The sequence below is a fragment of the Halobaculum magnesiiphilum genome, assembly GCF_019823105.1.
GTDB lineage: Archaea > Halobacteriota > Halobacteria > Halobacteriales > Haloferacaceae > Halobaculum > Halobaculum magnesiiphilum.
Genome location: NZ_CP081958.1, coordinates 24,149 through 41,400, shown reverse-complemented (window position 1 = coordinate 41,400; position 17,252 = coordinate 24,149). Strand labels below are relative to the sequence as shown.

Annotated in this window: 18 protein-coding genes; 9 read left to right on the top strand and 9 right to left on the bottom strand. The window is 70.2% G+C overall.

Annotation, left to right across the window (positions count from 1 at the left end; genetic code table 11):
• Positions 1 to 66 precede the first annotated feature (66 nt).
• Complete coding sequence (locus K6T50_RS00200; protein ID WP_222607449.1) at positions 67 to 393, bottom strand: DUF7518 family protein; 327 nt, start codon at positions 391 to 393, stop codon at positions 67 to 69.
• Between the two features lie 289 nt (positions 394 to 682).
• Between K6T50_RS00200 and K6T50_RS00195 the strand changes: the two genes are divergently transcribed.
• On the top strand, positions 683 to 1,606 hold the full coding sequence (locus tag K6T50_RS00195; protein WP_222607448.1) for a presenilin family intramembrane aspartyl protease PSH: 924 nt from the start codon (positions 683 to 685) through the stop codon (positions 1,604 to 1,606).
• Positions 1,603 to 2,463, top strand: a complete 861-nt coding sequence (locus tag K6T50_RS00190; RefSeq protein WP_222607447.1) for a presenilin family intramembrane aspartyl protease PSH — start codon at positions 1,603 to 1,605, stop codon at positions 2,461 to 2,463. The genes K6T50_RS00195 and K6T50_RS00190 overlap by 4 nt, the downstream gene beginning before the upstream one ends.
• A gap of 172 nt (positions 2,464 to 2,635) precedes the next feature.
• On the opposite strand, the gene K6T50_RS00185 is transcribed toward K6T50_RS00190, so the two are convergent.
• Together K6T50_RS00185 and K6T50_RS00180 are read right to left on the bottom strand one after the other, a co-directional pair.
• A complete protein-coding gene (locus tag K6T50_RS00185; protein ID WP_222607446.1) occupies positions 2,636 to 3,109 on the bottom strand; it encodes a PUA domain-containing protein in 474 nt (157 codons plus the stop codon).
• Positions 3,106 to 3,603 (bottom strand): LabA-like NYN domain-containing protein, encoded by a 498-nt coding sequence (locus K6T50_RS00180; protein ID WP_222607445.1) that lies wholly within the window; start codon positions 3,601 to 3,603, stop codon positions 3,106 to 3,108. Before K6T50_RS00180 ends, K6T50_RS00185 begins: the two co-directional genes overlap by 4 nt.
• A 211-nt stretch (positions 3,604 to 3,814) precedes the next feature.
• On the opposite strand from K6T50_RS00180, the gene K6T50_RS00175 reads away from it, so the two are divergent.
• Together K6T50_RS00175 and K6T50_RS00170 are read left to right on the top strand one after the other, a co-directional pair.
• Positions 3,815 to 4,330 carry a nucleoside deaminase gene (locus K6T50_RS00175; RefSeq protein WP_222607444.1) on the top strand — a complete coding sequence of 172 codons (516 nt, stop codon included), beginning with the start codon at positions 3,815 to 3,817 and terminating at the stop codon, positions 4,328 to 4,330.
• Positions 4,331 to 4,474: 144 nt separating this feature from the next.
• On the top strand, positions 4,475 to 5,464 hold the full coding sequence (locus K6T50_RS00170; RefSeq protein WP_222607443.1) for a PhzF family phenazine biosynthesis protein: 990 nt from the start codon (positions 4,475 to 4,477) through the stop codon (positions 5,462 to 5,464).
• A gap of 117 nt (positions 5,465 to 5,581) precedes the next feature.
• On the opposite strand, the gene K6T50_RS00165 is transcribed toward K6T50_RS00170, so the two are convergent.
• The gene (locus K6T50_RS00165) at positions 5,582 to 6,103 is read right to left on the bottom strand and encodes a hypothetical protein (RefSeq protein WP_222607442.1); all 522 of its coding nucleotides are present in this window, start codon (positions 6,101 to 6,103) and stop codon (positions 5,582 to 5,584) included.
• Positions 6,104 to 6,393: 290 nt separating this feature from the next.
• Here K6T50_RS00165 and ppsA point away from each other — a divergent pair, with 290 nt between their 5' ends.
• The 3 genes from ppsA to K6T50_RS00150 all read left to right on the top strand — a co-directional run bounded on the left by ppsA (position 6,394) and on the right by K6T50_RS00150 (position 10,787).
• Positions 6,394 to 8,736, top strand: a complete 2,343-nt coding sequence (gene ppsA / locus K6T50_RS00160) for a phosphoenolpyruvate synthase (RefSeq protein WP_222607441.1) — start codon at positions 6,394 to 6,396, stop codon at positions 8,734 to 8,736.
• A gap of 119 nt (positions 8,737 to 8,855) precedes the next feature.
• Complete coding sequence (gene mfnA, locus K6T50_RS00155) at positions 8,856 to 10,013, top strand: tyrosine decarboxylase MfnA (protein WP_222607440.1); 1,158 nt, start codon at positions 8,856 to 8,858, stop codon at positions 10,011 to 10,013.
• A gap of 225 nt (positions 10,014 to 10,238) precedes the next feature.
• Positions 10,239 to 10,787, top strand: a complete 549-nt coding sequence (locus K6T50_RS00150) for a YqaA family protein (protein ID WP_225935426.1) — start codon at positions 10,239 to 10,241, stop codon at positions 10,785 to 10,787.
• Positions 10,788 to 10,811: 24 nt separating this feature from the next.
• Here the strand turns inward: K6T50_RS00150 and K6T50_RS00145 are convergent, their stop codons facing one another.
• The 3 genes from K6T50_RS00145 to K6T50_RS00135 all read right to left on the bottom strand — a co-directional run bounded on the left by K6T50_RS00145 (position 10,812) and on the right by K6T50_RS00135 (position 12,823).
• Positions 10,812 to 11,972 carry a DNA-methyltransferase gene (locus tag K6T50_RS00145; RefSeq protein ID WP_222607439.1) on the bottom strand — a complete coding sequence of 387 codons (1,161 nt, stop codon included), beginning with the start codon at positions 11,970 to 11,972 and terminating at the stop codon, positions 10,812 to 10,814.
• Positions 11,973 to 12,060: 88 nt separating this feature from the next.
• Positions 12,061 to 12,417 carry a winged helix-turn-helix transcriptional regulator gene (locus K6T50_RS00140; protein WP_222607438.1) on the bottom strand — a complete coding sequence of 119 codons (357 nt, stop codon included), beginning with the start codon at positions 12,415 to 12,417 and terminating at the stop codon, positions 12,061 to 12,063.
• A 115-nt stretch (positions 12,418 to 12,532) separates the two neighbouring features.
• Entirely contained in the window at positions 12,533 to 12,823 is a 291-nt protein-coding gene (locus K6T50_RS00135; protein WP_222607437.1) for a DUF7964 domain-containing protein, read from the bottom strand.
• A 244-nt stretch (positions 12,824 to 13,067) separates the two neighbouring features.
• On the opposite strand from K6T50_RS00135, the gene K6T50_RS00130 reads away from it, so the two are divergent.
• A complete protein-coding gene (locus tag K6T50_RS00130) occupies positions 13,068 to 13,757 on the top strand; it encodes a helix-turn-helix domain-containing protein (protein ID WP_222607436.1) in 690 nt (229 codons plus the stop codon).
• 32 nt (positions 13,758 to 13,789) lie between these two features.
• Here the strand turns inward: K6T50_RS00130 and ddfA are convergent, their stop codons facing one another.
• Together ddfA and K6T50_RS00120 are read right to left on the bottom strand one after the other, a co-directional pair.
• Positions 13,790 to 14,074 carry a DdfA family disk-determining factor gene (ddfA, locus tag K6T50_RS00125; RefSeq protein ID WP_222607435.1) on the bottom strand — a complete coding sequence of 95 codons (285 nt, stop codon included), beginning with the start codon at positions 14,072 to 14,074 and terminating at the stop codon, positions 13,790 to 13,792.
• A gap of 109 nt (positions 14,075 to 14,183) precedes the next feature.
• Positions 14,184 to 14,654, bottom strand: coding sequence for a YbaK/EbsC family protein (locus K6T50_RS00120; protein WP_222607434.1), 471 nt, complete (start codon positions 14,652 to 14,654; stop codon positions 14,184 to 14,186).
• Between the two features lie 300 nt (positions 14,655 to 14,954).
• Here K6T50_RS00120 and metG point away from each other — a divergent pair, with 300 nt between their 5' ends.
• A complete protein-coding gene (gene metG / locus K6T50_RS00115) occupies positions 14,955 to 17,066 on the top strand; it encodes a methionine--tRNA ligase (RefSeq protein WP_222607433.1) in 2,112 nt (703 codons plus the stop codon).
• The last annotated feature ends 186 nt before the right edge of the window (positions 17,067 to 17,252 follow it).

The window sequence follows — 17,252 nt, the reverse complement described above, 5'->3', positions numbered from 1 at the left end:
GTGTGGTACCCGCCGCGCCGCCGCGGTTCGGCGACGCCGGCGAGGTCGGTTACGCGACCGGGGCGGTTACGCGACGATGATGTCGTCGGAGTCGTCGTCCGAGGAGTCAGACTCCTCGGCCGCCTCGCCGTCGCTTCCGCGTGCGGCCTTCTGCGCGTCGCTCTCGTCGTCGGCCATCACGCGCTCGTCGTCGCCGGCGCCGTTCGTCGCCGACTCGTTGGGCACGAACTCCGCGTTCGGGTTCCGACTCGTGGTCGACTCCTCCTCCACCTCGGTCGCATTCTCCAACTGTGAGATGCGTTCCTTCGCCTCCACCAACTCCTCGGTCAGTCCGTCGACCGCCGCCTGTAGCTCGGCGACTTGCGCCTCGAGATCATCGACCCGATTTCCCATACACGGGCACGGCCGTCCATCCGTATAAACCCGCGTCAGACAGAGGAATGACCAGGGAGACTGCCCGTATTGCCCGAAATCGACCGATCGAACACGTCTCTCGTCGGTTCGACCTCTCCTCGCCCGTAAATCCGTCCACGCTATATCGAATCCCGTACGGCGGCGCGCCCGGCGTCCGAGCGCGCCCAGCGGACAGAGGCGGTCGCGTTTGCGAACGGGCGGTCGGACCGGCGTCCCCCCTCGCCCGCAACCACAACCACCAAACGCGGGCCACCCCTACCGGCGGGCAATGAAGGCTCGCGCAGTCCGCGGCGTCCTCCTCGCGGGGCTGTTGTTCCTCGTCGTCCACGTCGGCGCCGTCTCGCTGGCGCCCACGTTCGAGGCGGCCGGCTACCAGACGGTCGAGGACCCGCAGAACCCGACAAACTCCGCGCTGTACCTCGGGGCGATCCTCGTGGTCACGGCGCTGATGCTCGCGGCGTTCAAGTACGACTTCGACTGGGCGGTCCGGCTCGTCATCGTCGCCTCCTCCGGAATGCTCTCGTGGTACGTCTTCTCGGTGTTCCTCCCCGGACTCGCCGCCGTCGCCGCCGCCGGGCTCGTCGCCGTCGCGCTGCTGGTGTACCCCGAGTGGTACGTCATCGACGCCGCCGGCGCGCTCATGGGTGCCGGCGCGGCCGGCCTGTTCGGCATCTCCTTCGGCCTCCTGCCGGCGATCGTGCTCCTGACGGTGCTCGCGGTGTACGACGCCATCTCGGTGTACGGCACCGAGCACATGCTCGACCTCGCGGAGGGCGTGCTCGATCTCAACATCCCCGTCGTGCTCGTCATCCCGCTTGAGTGGTCGTACTCCCTGCTCGCGGAGGGGTCGACCGAGGGCGCCACCGAGGGCACCGACGAGGACGAGCGCGACGTGTTCTTCATCGGCCTCGGCGACGCGGTGATGCCCGCGGTGATGGCCGCCTCGGCGGCCTTCTGGTCGCCCGCCCCCGCGTTCGGGCTCCCGGTCGTTCCCGCGATGGGGCTGCCGACGCTGCTCGCCATCGTCGGGACGTTCGTCGGCCTCGGCGTCCTCCTGCGGATGGTGCTGAAGGGGCGCCCGCACGCGGGACTCCCGCTGTTGAACGGCGGCGCTATCGGCGGCTACCTGGTCGGCTCGCTCGTCGCCGGCGTCCCGCTGGTCCAGGCGCTCGGGCTGGCGCAGTACCTGTGAGGGGTCGGTCGGACGCCGGGCGACTGACTGCCGCCGTCCGGGATCCGCGCGTCCGCGGCGCCGTCGGCGTCGGCGCGCTGTTTCTCGCGGTCCAACTGCTCGCGCTCGCGGCGGCGCCGCGGCTGGCCGGGTCGGGCGTCAGTTACGGGAGCGGCGGCGACGCGCTCGTCCCGCTGGTCCTGGGGCTCGCGGTCGGCACCGTCCTCTCGCTGGCGGTCGTCCGGTACGGCGCCAGCCGCCGGCTCGTGCGCGGGGTGATGCTCGCGTCGCTGGGCGCCGCCCAGTGGTTCACCGTCTCCGCGTTCGTCGGCCCCGTCGCCGGCGCCGTCGCGGCGGCGGTCGGAACGCTGCTCGCGTGGCGCCTCCCCCGTCCCGCCGTCCGCAACGCGGTCGCGGTCGTCGGCGTCGCCGGCGGCGCCGCGCTGTTCGGCGCCAGCCTCGATCCGGCGTACGCCGCCGGGGCGCTGGTGCTCGCTGCCGGCTACGACGCTTACGCGGTGTACAGCTCGGGCCACATGCTCGACATGGCCGACGCGAGCGCCGAGCTCCGGGTGCCGTCGATGTTCGTCGTCCCGACCGACGAGCGGTACGACGACGCGAACGCGACCGTCACCGGCGGCGGGACGCCCGCGGCGACGCTGCTCGGCGCCGGCGACGCGCTGTTCCCGGCGATGTTGACCGCGAGCGTCGGGGTCGCCGCTCCGGGGACGCTCGCCGCGGCCGCGCCGCTTCTCGGGTCGCTCGTCGGCCTCGCGGCGCTACAGGTGTTCGTCCACCGCGTCCGCGGCGTCCACGCCGGGCTCCCGTTCGTCAACGGCGGCGCGCTCGTCGGCTGGCTGGCGCTCCTGATCGCGTGACGGCGGCCCGAGCCGTGCCGGGGTCACCGTTTCCGAATCGGTCCGCAGTCGGGCGATCCGCCGACACATTTATTCCGACTCTGTCCTCAGCCGCGGACGCGGGAGACCCGCGTGCTTGGGTCGCCACTACGTCCCCGAGAGGGGAACGCGGGAACCCGTCTCCGGGCGCAGGTCACTCCGGGCCGGCGCCCGACCGGACTTTCACCGCCATCCCCGTCGAGAAGTCGTGCATCTCCGCCGCGGCCAGCTCCGCCCGGCCGACGCCGAGCACGGTGCCGTCCTCGTGGACGACCACCACCTCGTCGCGCGGGCGGACCGCGTCGCCGACCTCGCTCACGAACTTCGCGAAGACGTTCTTCCCGTCGCGCACGAACGGCGCCGACTCGTCGCCGACGACGACGCTGTAATCGGGGTGCGGCAGTACGGATCGGAGTCGGCGGCCGCCCTCGACGCCGAGGGTGAACCGGCCGTCCGTCCGGTAGGAGACGATCCGCCCGGCGTCGCAGGTGACCTGTCGCGGGCGACCGCTCGTCGACCGCCGGACCGTCACGTCCTCGTCGACCGGAAACAGCGCGGCCCCCGCGTCGGCGCCGAACTGGTAGTCGGCGACCGACCGGAGGTCGTCGAGGGTCGTGTCGCCGCTCATAGCAGGAACGTGTCCTCGCGCTCGCTCATGTCGATGAACGAGTCGGCCGCAGCCTTCAGGTCGGCCGCCGCCGACTCCTCGAAGGCGACGACCTCGACGCGGACGCCCTCGTGGCGGAGGTGCGAACAGAGCCGCGAGAAGTCGGCGTCGCCGGTGCACAGGACGACGGTGTCGACGTGGTCCGCGAGCGTCACGGCGTCGAGGCTGATCCCCACGTCCCAGTCGGCCTTCTTCGAGCCGTCGCCGAACGTCTTGATCTCCTTGATCTTCGTCTCGAAGCCGATGTCGCGAAGCGCCTCGAAGAACGACTCCTCGTCGGGGGAATCGGCGCGGATGACGTACGCGATCGCTCGCGTGAGTTGCCGGCCCATCACGGCCTTCTCCAACATCTTCGAGTAGTCGACGTTGCGCGAGTACACGCTCTGTGCGGAGTGATAGAGGTTCTGCGAGTCGGCCAACACGGCCACCCGCTGCCCCTCGTGGATCTCGGTCATACCTGACCGTGTCGGACGCGCCGTTTAGTCGTGTCGGGGCGCGACTCGCGTCCCCGCAGCGTCGGTCGAATCGGCTGCGTTTTCGTCGGAGAATCGCCCGACTGCTCTCCGGATCGGAGAAATCCGTTACTCGCGTCTGTCGGGCACTCGACGTCGCGCGCGACCGACGTGTCGCCGACAGCTACACCTCCGTCGGCGGCCATTCACGGGTATGGCATCCTCGTTCGAAGCCCTGCCGGACCGCTTCGCCGACCTCAGCCACGGGGACCACGTCCGCGAGGCGATCGAGTTGGCCCGCGGCGCCGCCGAGCGCGGCGACGACCCGTACGGGTCCGTGCTCGTGCGCGCGACCACCGACGAGATCACGATGACCGAGCGCAACGCCGTCAACACCGAGAACGACGTGCGACGCCACCCCGAACTGACGCTCGCCCACCGCGCCGCCCGGGAGTTCTCGCCCGCCCAACGGCGGGACCTGGTCATGTACACCAGCACCGAGCCGTGCCCGATGTGCGCGGGCGGCATCGCCCACGTCGGCCTCGGCGCGGTCGTCCACTCGACGTCCGCCGAGCGCGGCGCCGAGCTGTACGGCGCGGACTCGTGTCTCCCCTCCGCGGAGGTGTACGAGCGCCTCGGCAGCGACGTGCTCGCCGCCGGCCCGGTTCTCCCCGATGAGGGCGACGCCGTCCATCTGGATCTCGGCGGCGCGTCGGGAACCCTGGACTGATCGAGACCGCCCGACTGCGGTCCGGATCGGAGACTGACGAGGGCGAACAAGTCACCTGCAGTCTAGCGGTGCACGGTCGCGTGAGAGGACGCGGCGACCGCGGAACCACGGGGTGTTTTGTCGCGGCCGCCCGGAGACGGGTGCATGACCGAATCCGACGGTGGGTCCGGCGACGCGCGCCGCGAGGCCGCGCTCGTCGACGCGTTCACGTCCGAGCCGATGGCCGGCAACGCCGCGGGCGTCGTCGCAGACGCGGACGGGCTCGACGACGAGCAGATGGGAGCGATCGCCAACGAGTTGGGCGCCAGCGAGACGGCGTTCGTTCGGTCGTCGAGCGAGGCCGACCGACGCGTCCGCTACTTCACGCCGACGACGGAGATCGACCTGTGCGGGCACGCGACGATCGCGGCCCACGCCCGGCTGTTCGAGACGGGCGAGATCGACGCCGGCACGCACTCGCTGGAGACGAACGTCGGCGTCATCGAGATCGAGGTGACCGACGACGGCCGCGTGTGGATGACGCAGAACCCGCCGACGGTGTACGAGATCGAGGTCGACTACGACCGCCTCGGCGACGTGCTCGGCGTCACCCCGGAGGCGTTCCGCGACGTGGGCGCCGCACTCCCCGTCGCGTACGCCACCTCGGGCCTGCCGTTCCTCATCGTCCCGGTGAACTTCCTCGAACACCTCGGCGACATGTCGCCGGACTTCGACGCGGTCGCGGCGCTGGCGGACGAGCACGATGCCGCCGGCATCTACGCGTTCACGTTCGACGCGCTCGGCGCCGACTCCACCGTCCACGGTCGGTGTTTCGTCCCTGGCAGCGGCATCGACGAGGACCCGGTGACTGGCACCGCAAGCGGCGCCTGCGGCGCGTACCTCGATCACTTCGCCGCGTTCAGCGGCGGCGACACGAGCAACGTCCCGGGCGGCGATGACGCCGCCGGCGACGCGGGAACGCCCGACGAGATGGTGTTCGAGCAGGGCCACTACGTCGATCGGCCGGGACTCGTCCGTGTGCGCGCCGGCGCCGGTGACGGGGGCGCGCCGATCGTCGGCGGCGACGCGGTCACCGCCTTCGAGGGACGGATCCGGGTTCCCGAGAGCGACGACGACGAGATCATCGAGGTCTGAGTTACACGAGACAACCGAACTCCCGAGTATTATTCCGAATCCGTTTGCTGTCTTGCGGTTATCGATAAAACAGTACTTTTTGAGAAATTCGCAAGATGTAGCAACTATTCGGAGAGATTATCGTCCCTGTGCCGCCTCCAGCGCATCCTCGGGCGAACGGTCGGGTTCCGCGTCGGGGTTCGCGTCGAGGTACGCCTCGGCGTCGGAGATCGTCGCCTCGTTCTCCAGCCCGTACGCGCGGGCGGTCGCGGCGTCCGCGCTGGCGTCGACGACCTCCGGCACGTCGGTCATCCCGTCGTCGTCCTCGGCGACGTGACGGCGCACGATGATCGCGGCCGTGACCGCCGCGAGGAGGGCGCCGAGCGCGATCCCGAGCGTTCCGCCGAGGAGCCAGCCCGCGGCGGGCAACCCGGCGGCCGCGACCGGAACGAGCGCCAGGACGAGGCGACGACGGGAGCGCGCCCGGCGCTCGTAGGTGGTGACGACCTCGGAGCCGGCGCCGGCGGGGACGACGCGGTGGACCGGCTCCGGCCCCTCCTCGTACCGGAGCACGTCCCACCGGTCGGCGGCCGCCGCCGCGAGGTACGGCTCCTCGGCCGGCCCGTCGTCGGCTGCTCCGGGCTCCGTGCTCTCGCTCACACTCCCTCTCGGGAACGACCCGTCGAAAACCCCGCGGTTCGTTCGGGAGGTCACGCCGTTCGTTGGAGATGTCACGACGTTCCGGGGGCCCGCAGGTCGTTCGGGCGGCACCGTCCCCGATGCCGGCGTCGACGAGGCGAACGCCAATACCGCCGAGACGGCGTCAGGTCCGGGCGTTCGCGAAACGCCGCGAGATCCGTCGAGAAGTACTCAGAACCGAGTATAGACTTTCGCTCCGTTGCGTCGGTCGATACCTTCTTGGTTCAGTCCTCGGTCCCTCCGAACACGAAATGGCTGTACTTTGGCTGGACGACGTCTCCGCCGACGACCTGGACACCGTCGGCGGGAAAGGGGCCTCGTTGGGGGAGCTGACCGGCGCCGGCCTGCCGGTCCCGCCGGGGTTCGTGGTGACCGCGGGCACCTACCGCACGTTCATCGAGGAGGCGGGCATCGACGAGGAGCTGTTCGCCGCGATGGACATCGACCCCGAGGACTCCGCCGCCCTGCGGGCGGCCGAGCAGACCGCCAGGGAGCTCATTCTCGGGACGGAACTCCCAGAGTCCGTGCGCGAGGAGATCCTCGAGGCCTACCGGACGATGGGCGACGGCGAGGAGGCGTTCGTCGCGGTCCGCTCCTCTGCGACCGCCGAGGACCTGCCCGACGCCTCCTTCGCGGGCCAGCAGGAGACGTTCCTCAACGTTCGCGAGGAGGCGCTCCTGGAACGCGTGAAGGAGTGCTGGGCGTCGCTGTTCTCCCAGCGCGCCATCTACTACCGGCAGCGACAGGGGTTCCCGCACAGCGAGGTCGACATCGCGGTCGTCGTCCAGCGGATGGTCGACGCCGAGAAGTCCGGCGTCATGTTCACCTCCCACCCCTCGACCGGCGAACCGGAGATCATCATCGAGGCCGCGTGGGGGCTCGGCGAGGCCGTCGTCTCAGGCTCCGTCTCCCCCGACAACTACGTCGTCGACCGCGAGACGGCGGCCGTCGACGAGGTCACCGTCGCCGACAAGAAGCTCCTGATGGAGAAGGACGCCGAGACGGGCGAGACCGTCGAGCGCGAGGTGCCCGAGGGGAAACGCGAGGCGCGCGTGCTCACCGACGACGAGATCGAGCGGCTCGTCGAGCTCGGCCGACGGGTCGAGGACCACTACGGGAACCCCCAGGACGTCGAGTGGGCGATCTACGAGGGCGAGGTGTACATGCTCCAGTCGCGCCCGATCACGACGATCTCCGACTCGACCGGCGATGCCGGGACCACCCCGTCGAACACGGAGCGGGCGGCCGCGACGAACGGCGGCGTCGACGCGGACGGCGCGGGATCGAACGCGAACGCGACGGGGACGGCCGACGACGACGAGGTGATCCTGCGCGGGCTCGGCGCCTCGCCCGGGATCGTCTCCGGGGAGGTCCGGATCGTCACGAAGCTCGACCACCTCGATCAGGTCGGCGAGGGCGACCTCATCGTCACCGAGATGACGATGCCGGACATGGTGCCCGCGATGAAGCGCGCGGTCGGCATCGTCACCGACGAGGGCGGCATGACCAGCCACGCCGCCATCGTCTCGCGGGAACTCGGCGTCCCCGCGGTCGTGGGTACGGGCTCGGCGACCACGGCCCTCTCGGACGACCAAGTCGTCACCATCGACGGTGACAAGGGCACGATCCGGCTGGGCAGCGCCGAGGAGCGCGGCGAGGAGGAGCACGAGCCCGTGGAGGCCGTGCGTCCGGAGACCCCCGTCAAGCCGATGACCGCGACGGAGGTCAAGGTGAACGTCTCCATCCCCGAGGCCGCCGAGCGCGCCGCCGCGACGGGCGCCGACGGCGTCGGCCTCCTGCGCATCGAGCACATGGTGCTGTCGCTTGGCGTCACGCCCGAGAAGTACATCGCCGACAACGGCGCCGACGCGTACGTCGAGGAGCTGGTCGAGGGCATCCGCGAGGTCGCCGAGGAGTTCTACCCCCGCCCAGTCCGCGCGCGGACGCTCGACGCGCCGACCGACGAGTTCCGCGAGCTGGAGGGCGGCGAGAGCGAGCCCGACGAGCACAACCCGATGATGGGGTGGCGAGGCATCCGTCGATCGCTCGACAAGACGGACGTGTTCCGCCAGGAGCTGCGCGCGTTCGCCCGGCTGTACGAGATGGGCTACGACAACGTCGAGCTGATGCTTCCCCTCGTCAACGACGCAGCGGACGTGGAGGCGGCCAAGCAGCACATGGATGCCGTCGGCATCGACACCGAGAAGCGCCGCTGGGGCGTGATGATCGAGACGCCCGCCAGCGCCCTCGCGATCGAGGAGCTTGCCGACTGCGGCATCGACTTCGCCTCCTTCGGGACGAACGACCTCACGCAGTACACGCTCGCGGTCGACCGCAACAACGGCAACGTCGCCGACCGCTTCGACGAGCTGCACCCCGCGGTGCTCTCGCTCATCGGCGACGTGATCGAGACGTGCCGCGAGCTCGACGTCGACACGAGCATCTGCGGGCAGGCGGGCTCGAAACCCGACATGGTCGACTTCCTCGTCGAGCAGGGCGTCACGAGCATCTCCGCGAACATCGACGCCGTCCGCGACGTGCAACACGAGGTCAAGCGCACCGAGCAGAAGCTGATCCTCGACGACGTGCGCTGATCGACGGGCGGTCGCGTTTGAGGCGTCGGTCGCCGCGCGCGCGCCTGACGCGCGTCGCCGCACGTCCCGGACGCCCGAAAGCGCAACCCCTAACTCCCGCTCCCTCCGTCTTCGTGGCAATGCAGCCGTCCGTCGCCGAGCGCCGCCCGCAGTCGTTCGACCGCGTGCTCTCCTCGATGTGTACGCAGCCGCACCCTGCGGCCCGACGCGCGGCCGAACGCTTCCTCGCCGCGAACCCCGGCGACCCCGCGACATACGAAACGATCGCCGAACTGGAGCGCGAGGCAGTGGCCTCGCTCGCGGAGATCACCGGACTCGCCGACGCGGTCGGCGTCGACGGCGATACCGAGGCCCGCGGGAATATCGGGGTCCGCGAGAACACCGATTCCCACGGCGACATCGCCGCCCACGGCTACGTCACCAGCGGCGGCAGCGAGTCCAACATCCAGGCGGTGCGCTCGGCCCGCGAGCGCGCAGAGTCTGACGACCCGGTCGTCGTCGCCCCCGAGTCCGCCCACTTCAGTTTCCACAAGGCCGCGTCGGTGCTCGGCGTGGAACTCCGGACGGTTCCGACCGACGACGCCGGCCGCGCGGACGTGGACGCCGTCGCCGCCGCGGTCGACGACGACGTGGCGCTCGTCGTCGCCGTCGCGGGCTCGACCGAGTACGGCCGCGTCGACCCGATCCCCGCGATGGCCGACCTGGCTGTCGACGCCGGCGTCCCGTTGCACGTCGACGCCGCATGGGGCGGGTTCCACCTCCCCTTCTCGGGTCACGACTGGGGGTTCGACGTCGACGGCGTCGAGACGCTGACGATCGACCCCCACAAGGTCGGGCGCGCGGCGGTGCCCGCCGGGGGGCTGCTCGCGCGCGACCCCACGGCGCTCGACGCCCTCGCGGTCGACACGCCGTACCTGGAGACGGCCTCGCAGGCGAGCCTCACGGGCACCCGCTCGGGTGCGGGCGTCGCGAGCGCGGCCGCCGCGATGGACGAGCTGTGGCCCGACGGCTACCGCGCCGAGTACGAACGCGCGAGCGAGCTCGCCGCGTGGTTCGCTGAGGAGCTGCGCAGCCGGGAGCTCGATGTCGTCGACCCGGAGCTCCCGCTCGTCGCGTTCGATCTCCCGCGGGCGACGTTCGAGGCGGTCCGCGAGCGCGGCTGGCGCATCTCTCGCACCGGCGCCGGCGAGGCCCGCGTGGTCGTGATGCCGCACGTCACCCGCGGGTCGCTTTCGGCGTTCCTCGACGACCTCGACGACCTCGACGCCCCGCGATAGTGCGAGCGGGCGGACGGCTCTCCGCCTCCCGAAGAAACCGGCGCCGAACGGACGGCGCGGCGACACCAATCCTCGCCGGGAACCACCGGACTTATTCTGCGGTATCACTCCGTTCCGAACGTGCTTCCGGTCCCCCTCTCGGCCGCGCTGTCGACGCCAGCGGCGGCCGACGCCCTCGCCACGGCCGCGTCCGTCGGACTCGCCCCGCTCGACGCCGCGGTTCCGCTGGCGAGCGAGCCGTCCTGGTGGCCCGACTTCGGCTGGCTCACGCGGCTCGTGGAGACCGCAACCGGCTGGACCGGGCTGGGGATCATCTTCGTGTACTCGTTTCTCATCGCGTTCGCGCTCCCGGGCGTGAGCGAGGTCGTCCTCCTCGCGCCGCTGGATCTCGGGCTCCCGCAGTGGGTGAAGCTCTCGATCATCATGCTCGTCTCCGGGCTGGGGAAGGCCGCCGGCTCCGTGTTCGCGTTCCACATCGGGCAGGAGGCCAAGCAGTCCGGGCCGATCATCAGGTGGCTCCGGCGCTCCCGGTTCGACGTGATCGAGTGGTCCGAGAGCACGACCGCCGAGCTGGCGCGCCGCTACGGTTACGCGGGGCTTGCGATCGCGCTCTCGGTGCCGTTCTTCCCGGACACGATCTCAATCTACGCGTTCGCCGTCCTCGAACGCGACTACTGGCGGTTCGCGCTCGCGACGTTCGTGGGTAGCGTGGGCCGGCTGCTCGTCACGCTCGGGCTGTTCGGCGCGGGGTCGCTCACCCTCGGCCTGTTCTGATCGGCGACTCGCGTCGCCGGAAACTCACTCCGCGGACGACCCGATCGCCTCGATCGGCTCGTGTTCGACGCGGTAGCCGCCGGCCGTGGACGCCACGTCGGTCGCGGCGTACAGCCTGATGTCGCGTTCGGCCTTCGTCACCACCGGGAACCCGTAGTGGGTCGCGTCGTACGACGGCGGGTCGTCGCGCTCGGCGACGAACGCGCGGTGATCGCGGAGCCTGCGGCGTCCCCGCTCGCGCGAGAGTTCGGGCGCGCACCGCGCGTCGGCGTCGAACGACGCGACTAGCCCGGGGTCGCGCTCGACGCCGACGGAGTCGCGGCCGGCGGCCATCGCCGCCAGCGTCGTGGTACCCGTGCCCCAGAACGGATCGAGCACGCGGTCGCCGTACGTCGAGTACATGCAGATCAGCCGGTAGGGAAGCTCGACGGGGAACGCCCCCGAGCGGTCGCGGGCGACCGCGGAGGCGTCGCCCCCGAGCGCCTGCTCGGCGCCACGGAGGTCGTCCCAGGTGTCCGAGAACCAGCGGTTGCGCTCCTCCCAGAAGAACGCCGACGCGTAGCGCGCGGGGTCGCCGGCGTCGAACGAGCGGCGCGACCCCTTCCGGAACACGAGCACGTGCTCGTGTTCGAGCGTGACGTAGGCGTTCGGCGGGAGCGTGCCGCTGCCCATGAACTTCGTCGGCGCGTTCGTCGGCTTGCGCCACAGCACGCCCGGGAGCCGGTCGAGTCCGGCCGCCGAGAGCGCGTCGGCGACCCGGGTCGCGTTGTCCCACAGGCGGAACCGGCCGCCGACCGAGCGGGTCGCGTCGCCGACGTTGACGCAGGCGACGCCGCCGGGCGCGAGCACGCGCGCGAGTTCCTCCCAGGCCTGCGCGAGCGCCCCGTGCATCGCGTCGAACGCGCGCTCGGCTGCCGCCCCGGCGTCGGTTCCCCCCGACTCCGCCGCCGTGAGCGACTCGCCGATCGCGGGATCGAGGCGCGCGAAGATCTCGTCCCACTGCTCGACCATCGGGTACGGCGGCGAGGTGACGACGAGATCGACCGACTCGTCGGGGAGCGCGAGCGCGCGGGCGTCGCCGACGCCGACGACGTGGTCTGTCTCGAACGACGGGCCGACGCCGGGGACGCCGTCGGCCTCGCCGCCGTCGCCCTCGGTGGCGTGCGGGTCGTCGTCGCCGCTCATCGCGTCATCGGATCGGCCCGCGTGGGGCGGGCGAATAAACCCCGGCGATTCCGGCGGGCGATACCGGGCCGCGGGAGCGACGAACCCGCTACTCGGCGCAGGTGTCGAGCCACTCGCCCGCCCACGACTCCACCTCGCTGAACACGACCGACAGCGACTCGCCCTTCGCGGTCAGCGAGTAGTACGTCGCGACGGGGGCGTCCGGCTCCATGCGCTTCTCGACGAAGTCCATCTCCCGGAGGTCGTCGAGCACGCGCGAGAGCGTCCGCGCGCTCGCGTCGGTCGAGCGCTTCAGCTCGTTGAACCGCTTCTCGCCGTCCAGCAGGTCGTGCAACACCACGAGACGCCACTTCGACCCGACCTGTTCGAGCGCGTCGACGACGGGACAGGGCCCGGCGTCGAGCGACTCCACGGACTCCGCCGTCTGCGGCTCTTCGACTGCCATGTACCCTCGTACCCGTCCGAGGGGTATAGCAGTTCGGATCCGAACCGGGTAACGAGAGACAAGCACGTGTCACGATGTCAGCGGACCGAACCGGGACCGCCACCCGGCGGTCGTCTCACTCCTCGTCGTCGACGGCCGCGCGTCTCGCCTCCCAGGTCTTCAGCGAGTCGCGCACGGCCGCGAGGTCCTCCGGATCGCCGGCCTCGCGGCTGTCGACGACGGTCCAGCCGGTGTCCGGATCGTATCCCAAGCCGTGGATCGTCTCGCCCGCCTGAACGGCGAGCGCTCGGATGTCGTCGTCATCTATGCCGAGCGGGGCGGCCTCGGTGACGCTGGCGGCGTCGCGAAGCGACTGGAGTTCCGACGACCGGAGCGGTCGGGGCGGAAGCGAATCGAGGACTGTCACGCCCGGAGCAACGACCGGGGTCAGGTTGAACCGTTCGACTCTGATTCGACCTGCCGGGACTCACAAGGAACACCCCTCGGTCGACACCCCAGAGGAGTCCGGCGAATTCGAGGCCGCGGTGACGCTCACCGACGCGGGCACGACGACGGAGAGGCTCACTATCGGCCGAGCGCGGGCGTGCGGCTCGTCCGGTTCGGGTTGGACGCCCGAAAGACTCATCGACCAGAATGAGAACTGTGAACATATGACGGAGACGGACGATGACGACGGCTCCGTGCTCGAAGTCGAGTTCCGATTCGAGCGAGCGGCGTATCCGTTCGTTCGGGCGTCCGCGGTCGCCGACTGTACGCTCGAGCTCGCCGAACTGGTTCCGCGAGCGGACGGCCGGTACGCCGAGTTCTTCAACGTGACGGGTGGCGACCCCGAACAGATCGCGGCGCTCGCGGCCGAACACGAGGGCACGGAGGTCTCGCTGGTCGAGTCCTACCGGGACGGCAGTCTGTTCGAGTTCATGGTGTCAGACGGCTGTCCGGCCCGTCGGCTGGCCGAACTCGGCGCGCTCCCGCGACGGGTGCGGGGCTCGGCGGGCCGGGGCACCATCGTCGCCGAGATCCCGTCGGATGCCGACGCCGCGGGGATCGTCGAGCGGTTTCTCGAGGAGACGCCCGAGGCGACGCTGGCGTCGAAGCGCTCGAAGCCGTCGATGACCCCGTTGCTTTCGGAGGCGACGCTGCACCGGCGACTGGAGACGCGTCTCACCGAACGACAACTCGAGGTCCTCCGGACCGCCTTCGACGCCGGCTACTACGATTGGCCCCGCGAGAGCAGCGGGAAGGAGATCGCGGCGGAGCTGGGCATCTCGTCGGCGACGTTCTCGGAGCACATCCACGCCGCGGAGCGGGCGCTCATCACGACGCTGTTCGAGGAGCGCTGAATCGAGAAGCGACGAGGGGCGGCGCCTGCGGGTTAGCCGCCGTCGTCGTCGGGTTCGACGGTCGCCCGCCCGCTCGCGTGGACCGTGACGTCGCATCCGTGATACCGGAACAAGACGTGCCCGTCCGTCGGCGACCCGGCGTGCCCGTCCGTCGCGAACAGGCGGCTCAGGGCATCGGTATCGACCGCGTCGTGAAGCGGTGGCAGTCGGAACGGGTCGGTGTCGGTCGCCTCGGCGACGGACTCGATCACGACGTGCGATAGCTGTCGTCCGCCCTCGGCATCGCCGTTCGTCTCGCTGATCGGCGGTTCGTTCATTTTCAGTGGACTCCCACCGTCCGTACGACCCCTTCTCGGATAGTTCGAGTCCCTACAGTTCGAGGGTGTCGTGCGGCCTCGAATTCTATATCGCAGAATGTGATTTACGCTACTCGAACGCTCTCGTCGTCACCGGATCCGCGATCTCCCGTAACTCCGCCGGAGCGAGCTCGAACACCGCGTCCGGGGTTCCCGCGGCCGCCCAGATCCGGTCGTGGTCGAGCAGCGACTCGTCGAGGTAGGTCGCCACCGGCGACTCGTGTCCGAACGGGGGGACCCCGCCGATGCTCCAACCGGTGGCCGCCTTCACCTCCTCGGGGTTCCCGGTCCGGACGGACTCGGCGTCGATCTCGGTCGCGAGCGCGTCGGTGTCGACGCGGTTGTCCCCGGCGGTGAGGACGACGATCACCTCGCCGTCGGCGACGATGACGATGCTCTTGACGATCTGGTCGACCGAGCAGCCGACGGCGTCGGCGGCGTCGGCCGCGGTTTTCGTCCCCTCGGGGAACTCCTCGATCTCGGGGTCGAAGCCGTACTCCTCGCTGACGCGCTCGGCAAACCGTGCCGCGCTGGCGTGCATACCACGGTGGAGCCGATCGATCCTCAAGTAGCTGCGGGAGTTGACACCGAACTACACGACCGTCAGAGGGAAATACGATCGGTCCCCTTCAGTCGACGATGACTCCCCCGGCCACCCCGATGCGCATGCGCGAGTTCTCCAGCGCCGGGTGGAGCGTTCGCGTCCGTCGCGTCCCGTAGTCGGGTCGCGGCGGCGGCGACGTGAACCCCGGCGCGCCGTCGGGGGACCGACGACGCCCACGGGCGGGGATCGTTCGCCCGTTTCGGCGGGCTTTAGGCCCGCATCCACGACACGACATCCATGAGCAGCAAGGACACACACACGCGCGAGGCGTTCCCCACGGACGCGCCGGCGGTGGTGACGTGCGGGTTGCCGTACGCCAACGGCGACCTCCACATCGGCCACCTCCGGACGTACGTCGGCGGCGACGTGTACTCGCGGGCGCTGGAATCGCTCGGCCAGGAGACCGCGTTCGTCTGCGGGTCGGACATGCACGGCACCCCGATCGCCGTCCAGGCGATCCAGGAGGACGTCGACCCCGAGGCGTTCGCCCTGGAGTGGCACGAACAGTACGGCGAGACGTTCCCGAAGTTCGACGTGGACTTCGACAACTACGGCCACACCCACGACGAGACGAACCGCGAACTCACCTACGAGATCGTGGACCGACTGGAGTCGGAGGGGTACGTCTACGAGAAGGAGATCAAGGTCGCGTGGGACCCCGTCGACGAACAGCCCCTCCCCGACCGCTACGTCGAGGGGACGTGCCCGTACTGCGGCGCGCACGCCCGCGGCGACGAGTGCGACGAGGGCTGCGGCCGCCACCTCGAACCCGGGGAGATCGAGGACCCCGTCTCGACCATCTCGGGCAACCCCGCGGAGTACCGCGATCGCGCGCACAAGTTCTTCCGCGTCTCCGAGCTCTCGGAGTACCTCGACGGGTTCCTCGACCGCCTGGAGGGCACCTCGAACGCCCGGAACCAGCCGCGCCAGTGGCTCGAGGACGGGCTCCAGGACTGGTGTATCACGCGCGACCTCGACTGGGGGTTCGACTACCCCGGCGAGGACGACCTCGTCCTCTACGTCTGGGTCGACGCGCCGATCGAGTACATCGCCTCCACGAAGCAGTACACCGAGCGTGTCGGCGCCGACGAGTACGACTGGGAGGAGGCCTGGCGCGACGACGGCGAGATCGTTCACGTGATCGGCCGCGACATCATCCAACACCACACGATCTTCTGGCCCGCGATGCTGCATGTCGCCGACTTCGCGGAGCCGCGCGCCGTGATGGCGAGCGGTTTCATGACGCTCGACGGGCAGGGCTTCTCGACCTCCCGCGACCGGGCGGTGTGGGCAAGGGAGTACCTCGACGAGGGCTTCCACCCGGACCTGCTGCGTTACTACCTCGCCACGAACGGCGGGTTCCAGCAGGACGTGGACTTCTCCTGGGAGAAGTTCCGCGACCGCGTCAACAACGAGCTCGTCGGCACGGTCGGGAACTTCCTGTACCGCTCGCTGCTGTTCGCCCACCGCAACTTCGAGGGCACCCCCGAGGCCGAGGTCAGTCCGGAGGTCGAAGCCCGAATCGAGGAGGCGATCGCGGACTTCGAGGCCGGCGTCAACGACTACTCCGTCCGGCAGGTCGGGACCGCGACCGTCGAGCTGGCCCGCTTCGGAAACGAGTACATCCAGCGCGAGGAGCCGTGGAACCTCCTCGGCGAGGACGACGAGGCCGCCGCACAGGTCATCCGCGACTGCGTCCAGATCGCGAAGGCCGTCGCCGTCCTCTTCGAGCCGATCGCCCCCGGAACGAGCGAGGAGCTGTGGGACCAGCTGCACGAGGACGGCTCCGTCCACGACGTGACCACGGACGCCGCGCTGGAGGCGCCCCCGCGCGATTTCGGCGCGCCCGAGGAACTCTACGAGAAGATCGAGGACGAGCGCGTCGAGGAGCTCAACGAGAAGCTCGAATCGCGCGTCGCCGAGGCGGCGGCCGACGCGACGGGAGCCGACGCCGACGCGGACGAAACCGAAAGCGACGAGGGCGAGGGTGACGCCGAGTCGGCCATGAGCGACATCGAACCCGTCGCCGACGACCGCATCAGCTTCGACGAGTTCCAGGACCTCGACCTCCGTGTCGGGGAGATCGTCGACGCGGAGGGGATCGAGGGCGCCGACGAGCTGGTTCGGCTCACCGTCGACATCGGCGTCGAGGAGCGTCAGATCGTCGCCGGCCTGAAACAGCTTCACGACGTCGAGTCGCTTCCCGGCACTCGCGTCGTGATCGTCGCGAACCTGGAGAAGGCGGAGCTGTTCGGCGTCGAGTCGAACGGCATGGTGCTCGCGGCCGGCGAGGACGCGGACCTGCTGACGACCCACGGCGACTCGTCGCTCGGGACGACGATCCGGTAACCCCGCACGCCAGCCGTCGCCACCGGCACTGTTTTTCCAGATCTCACGGTTTGACGGCCTTCGCGCTGTTTCCCGGGCGAACCCTATGATCCGTGAGTGTGCAGCGAACACCGGAGTAAATCGAATATCGCGATATCAAATGGTCTTGTCCGGACGAGAGGGGCCAGTACGGAAGCCGTCTCGAGA

What these genes read in the sequence shown, in the direction of transcription:
- K6T50_RS00200 (WP_222607449.1), bottom strand. Translation starts at nt 393, where the DNA reads ATGGGAAATCGGGTCGATGATCTCGAGGCGCAAGTCGCCGAGCTACAG.
- K6T50_RS00195 (WP_222607448.1), top strand. Translation starts at nt 683, where the DNA reads ATGAAGGCTCGCGCAGTCCGCGGCGTCCTCCTCGCGGGGCTGTTGTTC.
- K6T50_RS00185 (WP_222607446.1), bottom strand. Translation starts at nt 3,109, where the DNA reads ATGAGCGGCGACACGACCCTCGACGACCTCCGGTCGGTCGCCGACTAC.
- K6T50_RS00180 (WP_222607445.1), bottom strand. Translation starts at nt 3,603, where the DNA reads ATGACCGAGATCCACGAGGGGCAGCGGGTGGCCGTGTTGGCCGACTCG.
- K6T50_RS00175 (WP_222607444.1), top strand. Translation starts at nt 3,815, where the DNA reads ATGGCATCCTCGTTCGAAGCCCTGCCGGACCGCTTCGCCGACCTCAGC.
- K6T50_RS00170 (WP_222607443.1), top strand. Translation starts at nt 4,475, where the DNA reads ATGACCGAATCCGACGGTGGGTCCGGCGACGCGCGCCGCGAGGCCGCG.
- ppsA (WP_222607441.1), top strand. Translation starts at nt 6,394, where the DNA reads ATGGCTGTACTTTGGCTGGACGACGTCTCCGCCGACGACCTGGACACC.
- mfnA (WP_222607440.1), top strand. Translation starts at nt 8,856, where the DNA reads ATGCAGCCGTCCGTCGCCGAGCGCCGCCCGCAGTCGTTCGACCGCGTG.
- K6T50_RS00145 (WP_222607439.1), bottom strand. Translation starts at nt 11,972, where the DNA reads ATGAGCGGCGACGACGACCCGCACGCCACCGAGGGCGACGGCGGCGAG.
- K6T50_RS00140 (WP_222607438.1), bottom strand. Translation starts at nt 12,417, where the DNA reads ATGGCAGTCGAAGAGCCGCAGACGGCGGAGTCCGTGGAGTCGCTCGAC.
- K6T50_RS00130 (WP_222607436.1), top strand. Translation starts at nt 13,068, where the DNA reads ATGACGGAGACGGACGATGACGACGGCTCCGTGCTCGAAGTCGAGTTC.
- ddfA (WP_222607435.1), bottom strand. Translation starts at nt 14,074, where the DNA reads ATGAACGAACCGCCGATCAGCGAGACGAACGGCGATGCCGAGGGCGGA.
- K6T50_RS00120 (WP_222607434.1), bottom strand. Translation starts at nt 14,654, where the DNA reads ATGCACGCCAGCGCGGCACGGTTTGCCGAGCGCGTCAGCGAGGAGTAC.
- metG (WP_222607433.1), top strand. Translation starts at nt 14,955, where the DNA reads ATGAGCAGCAAGGACACACACACGCGCGAGGCGTTCCCCACGGACGCG.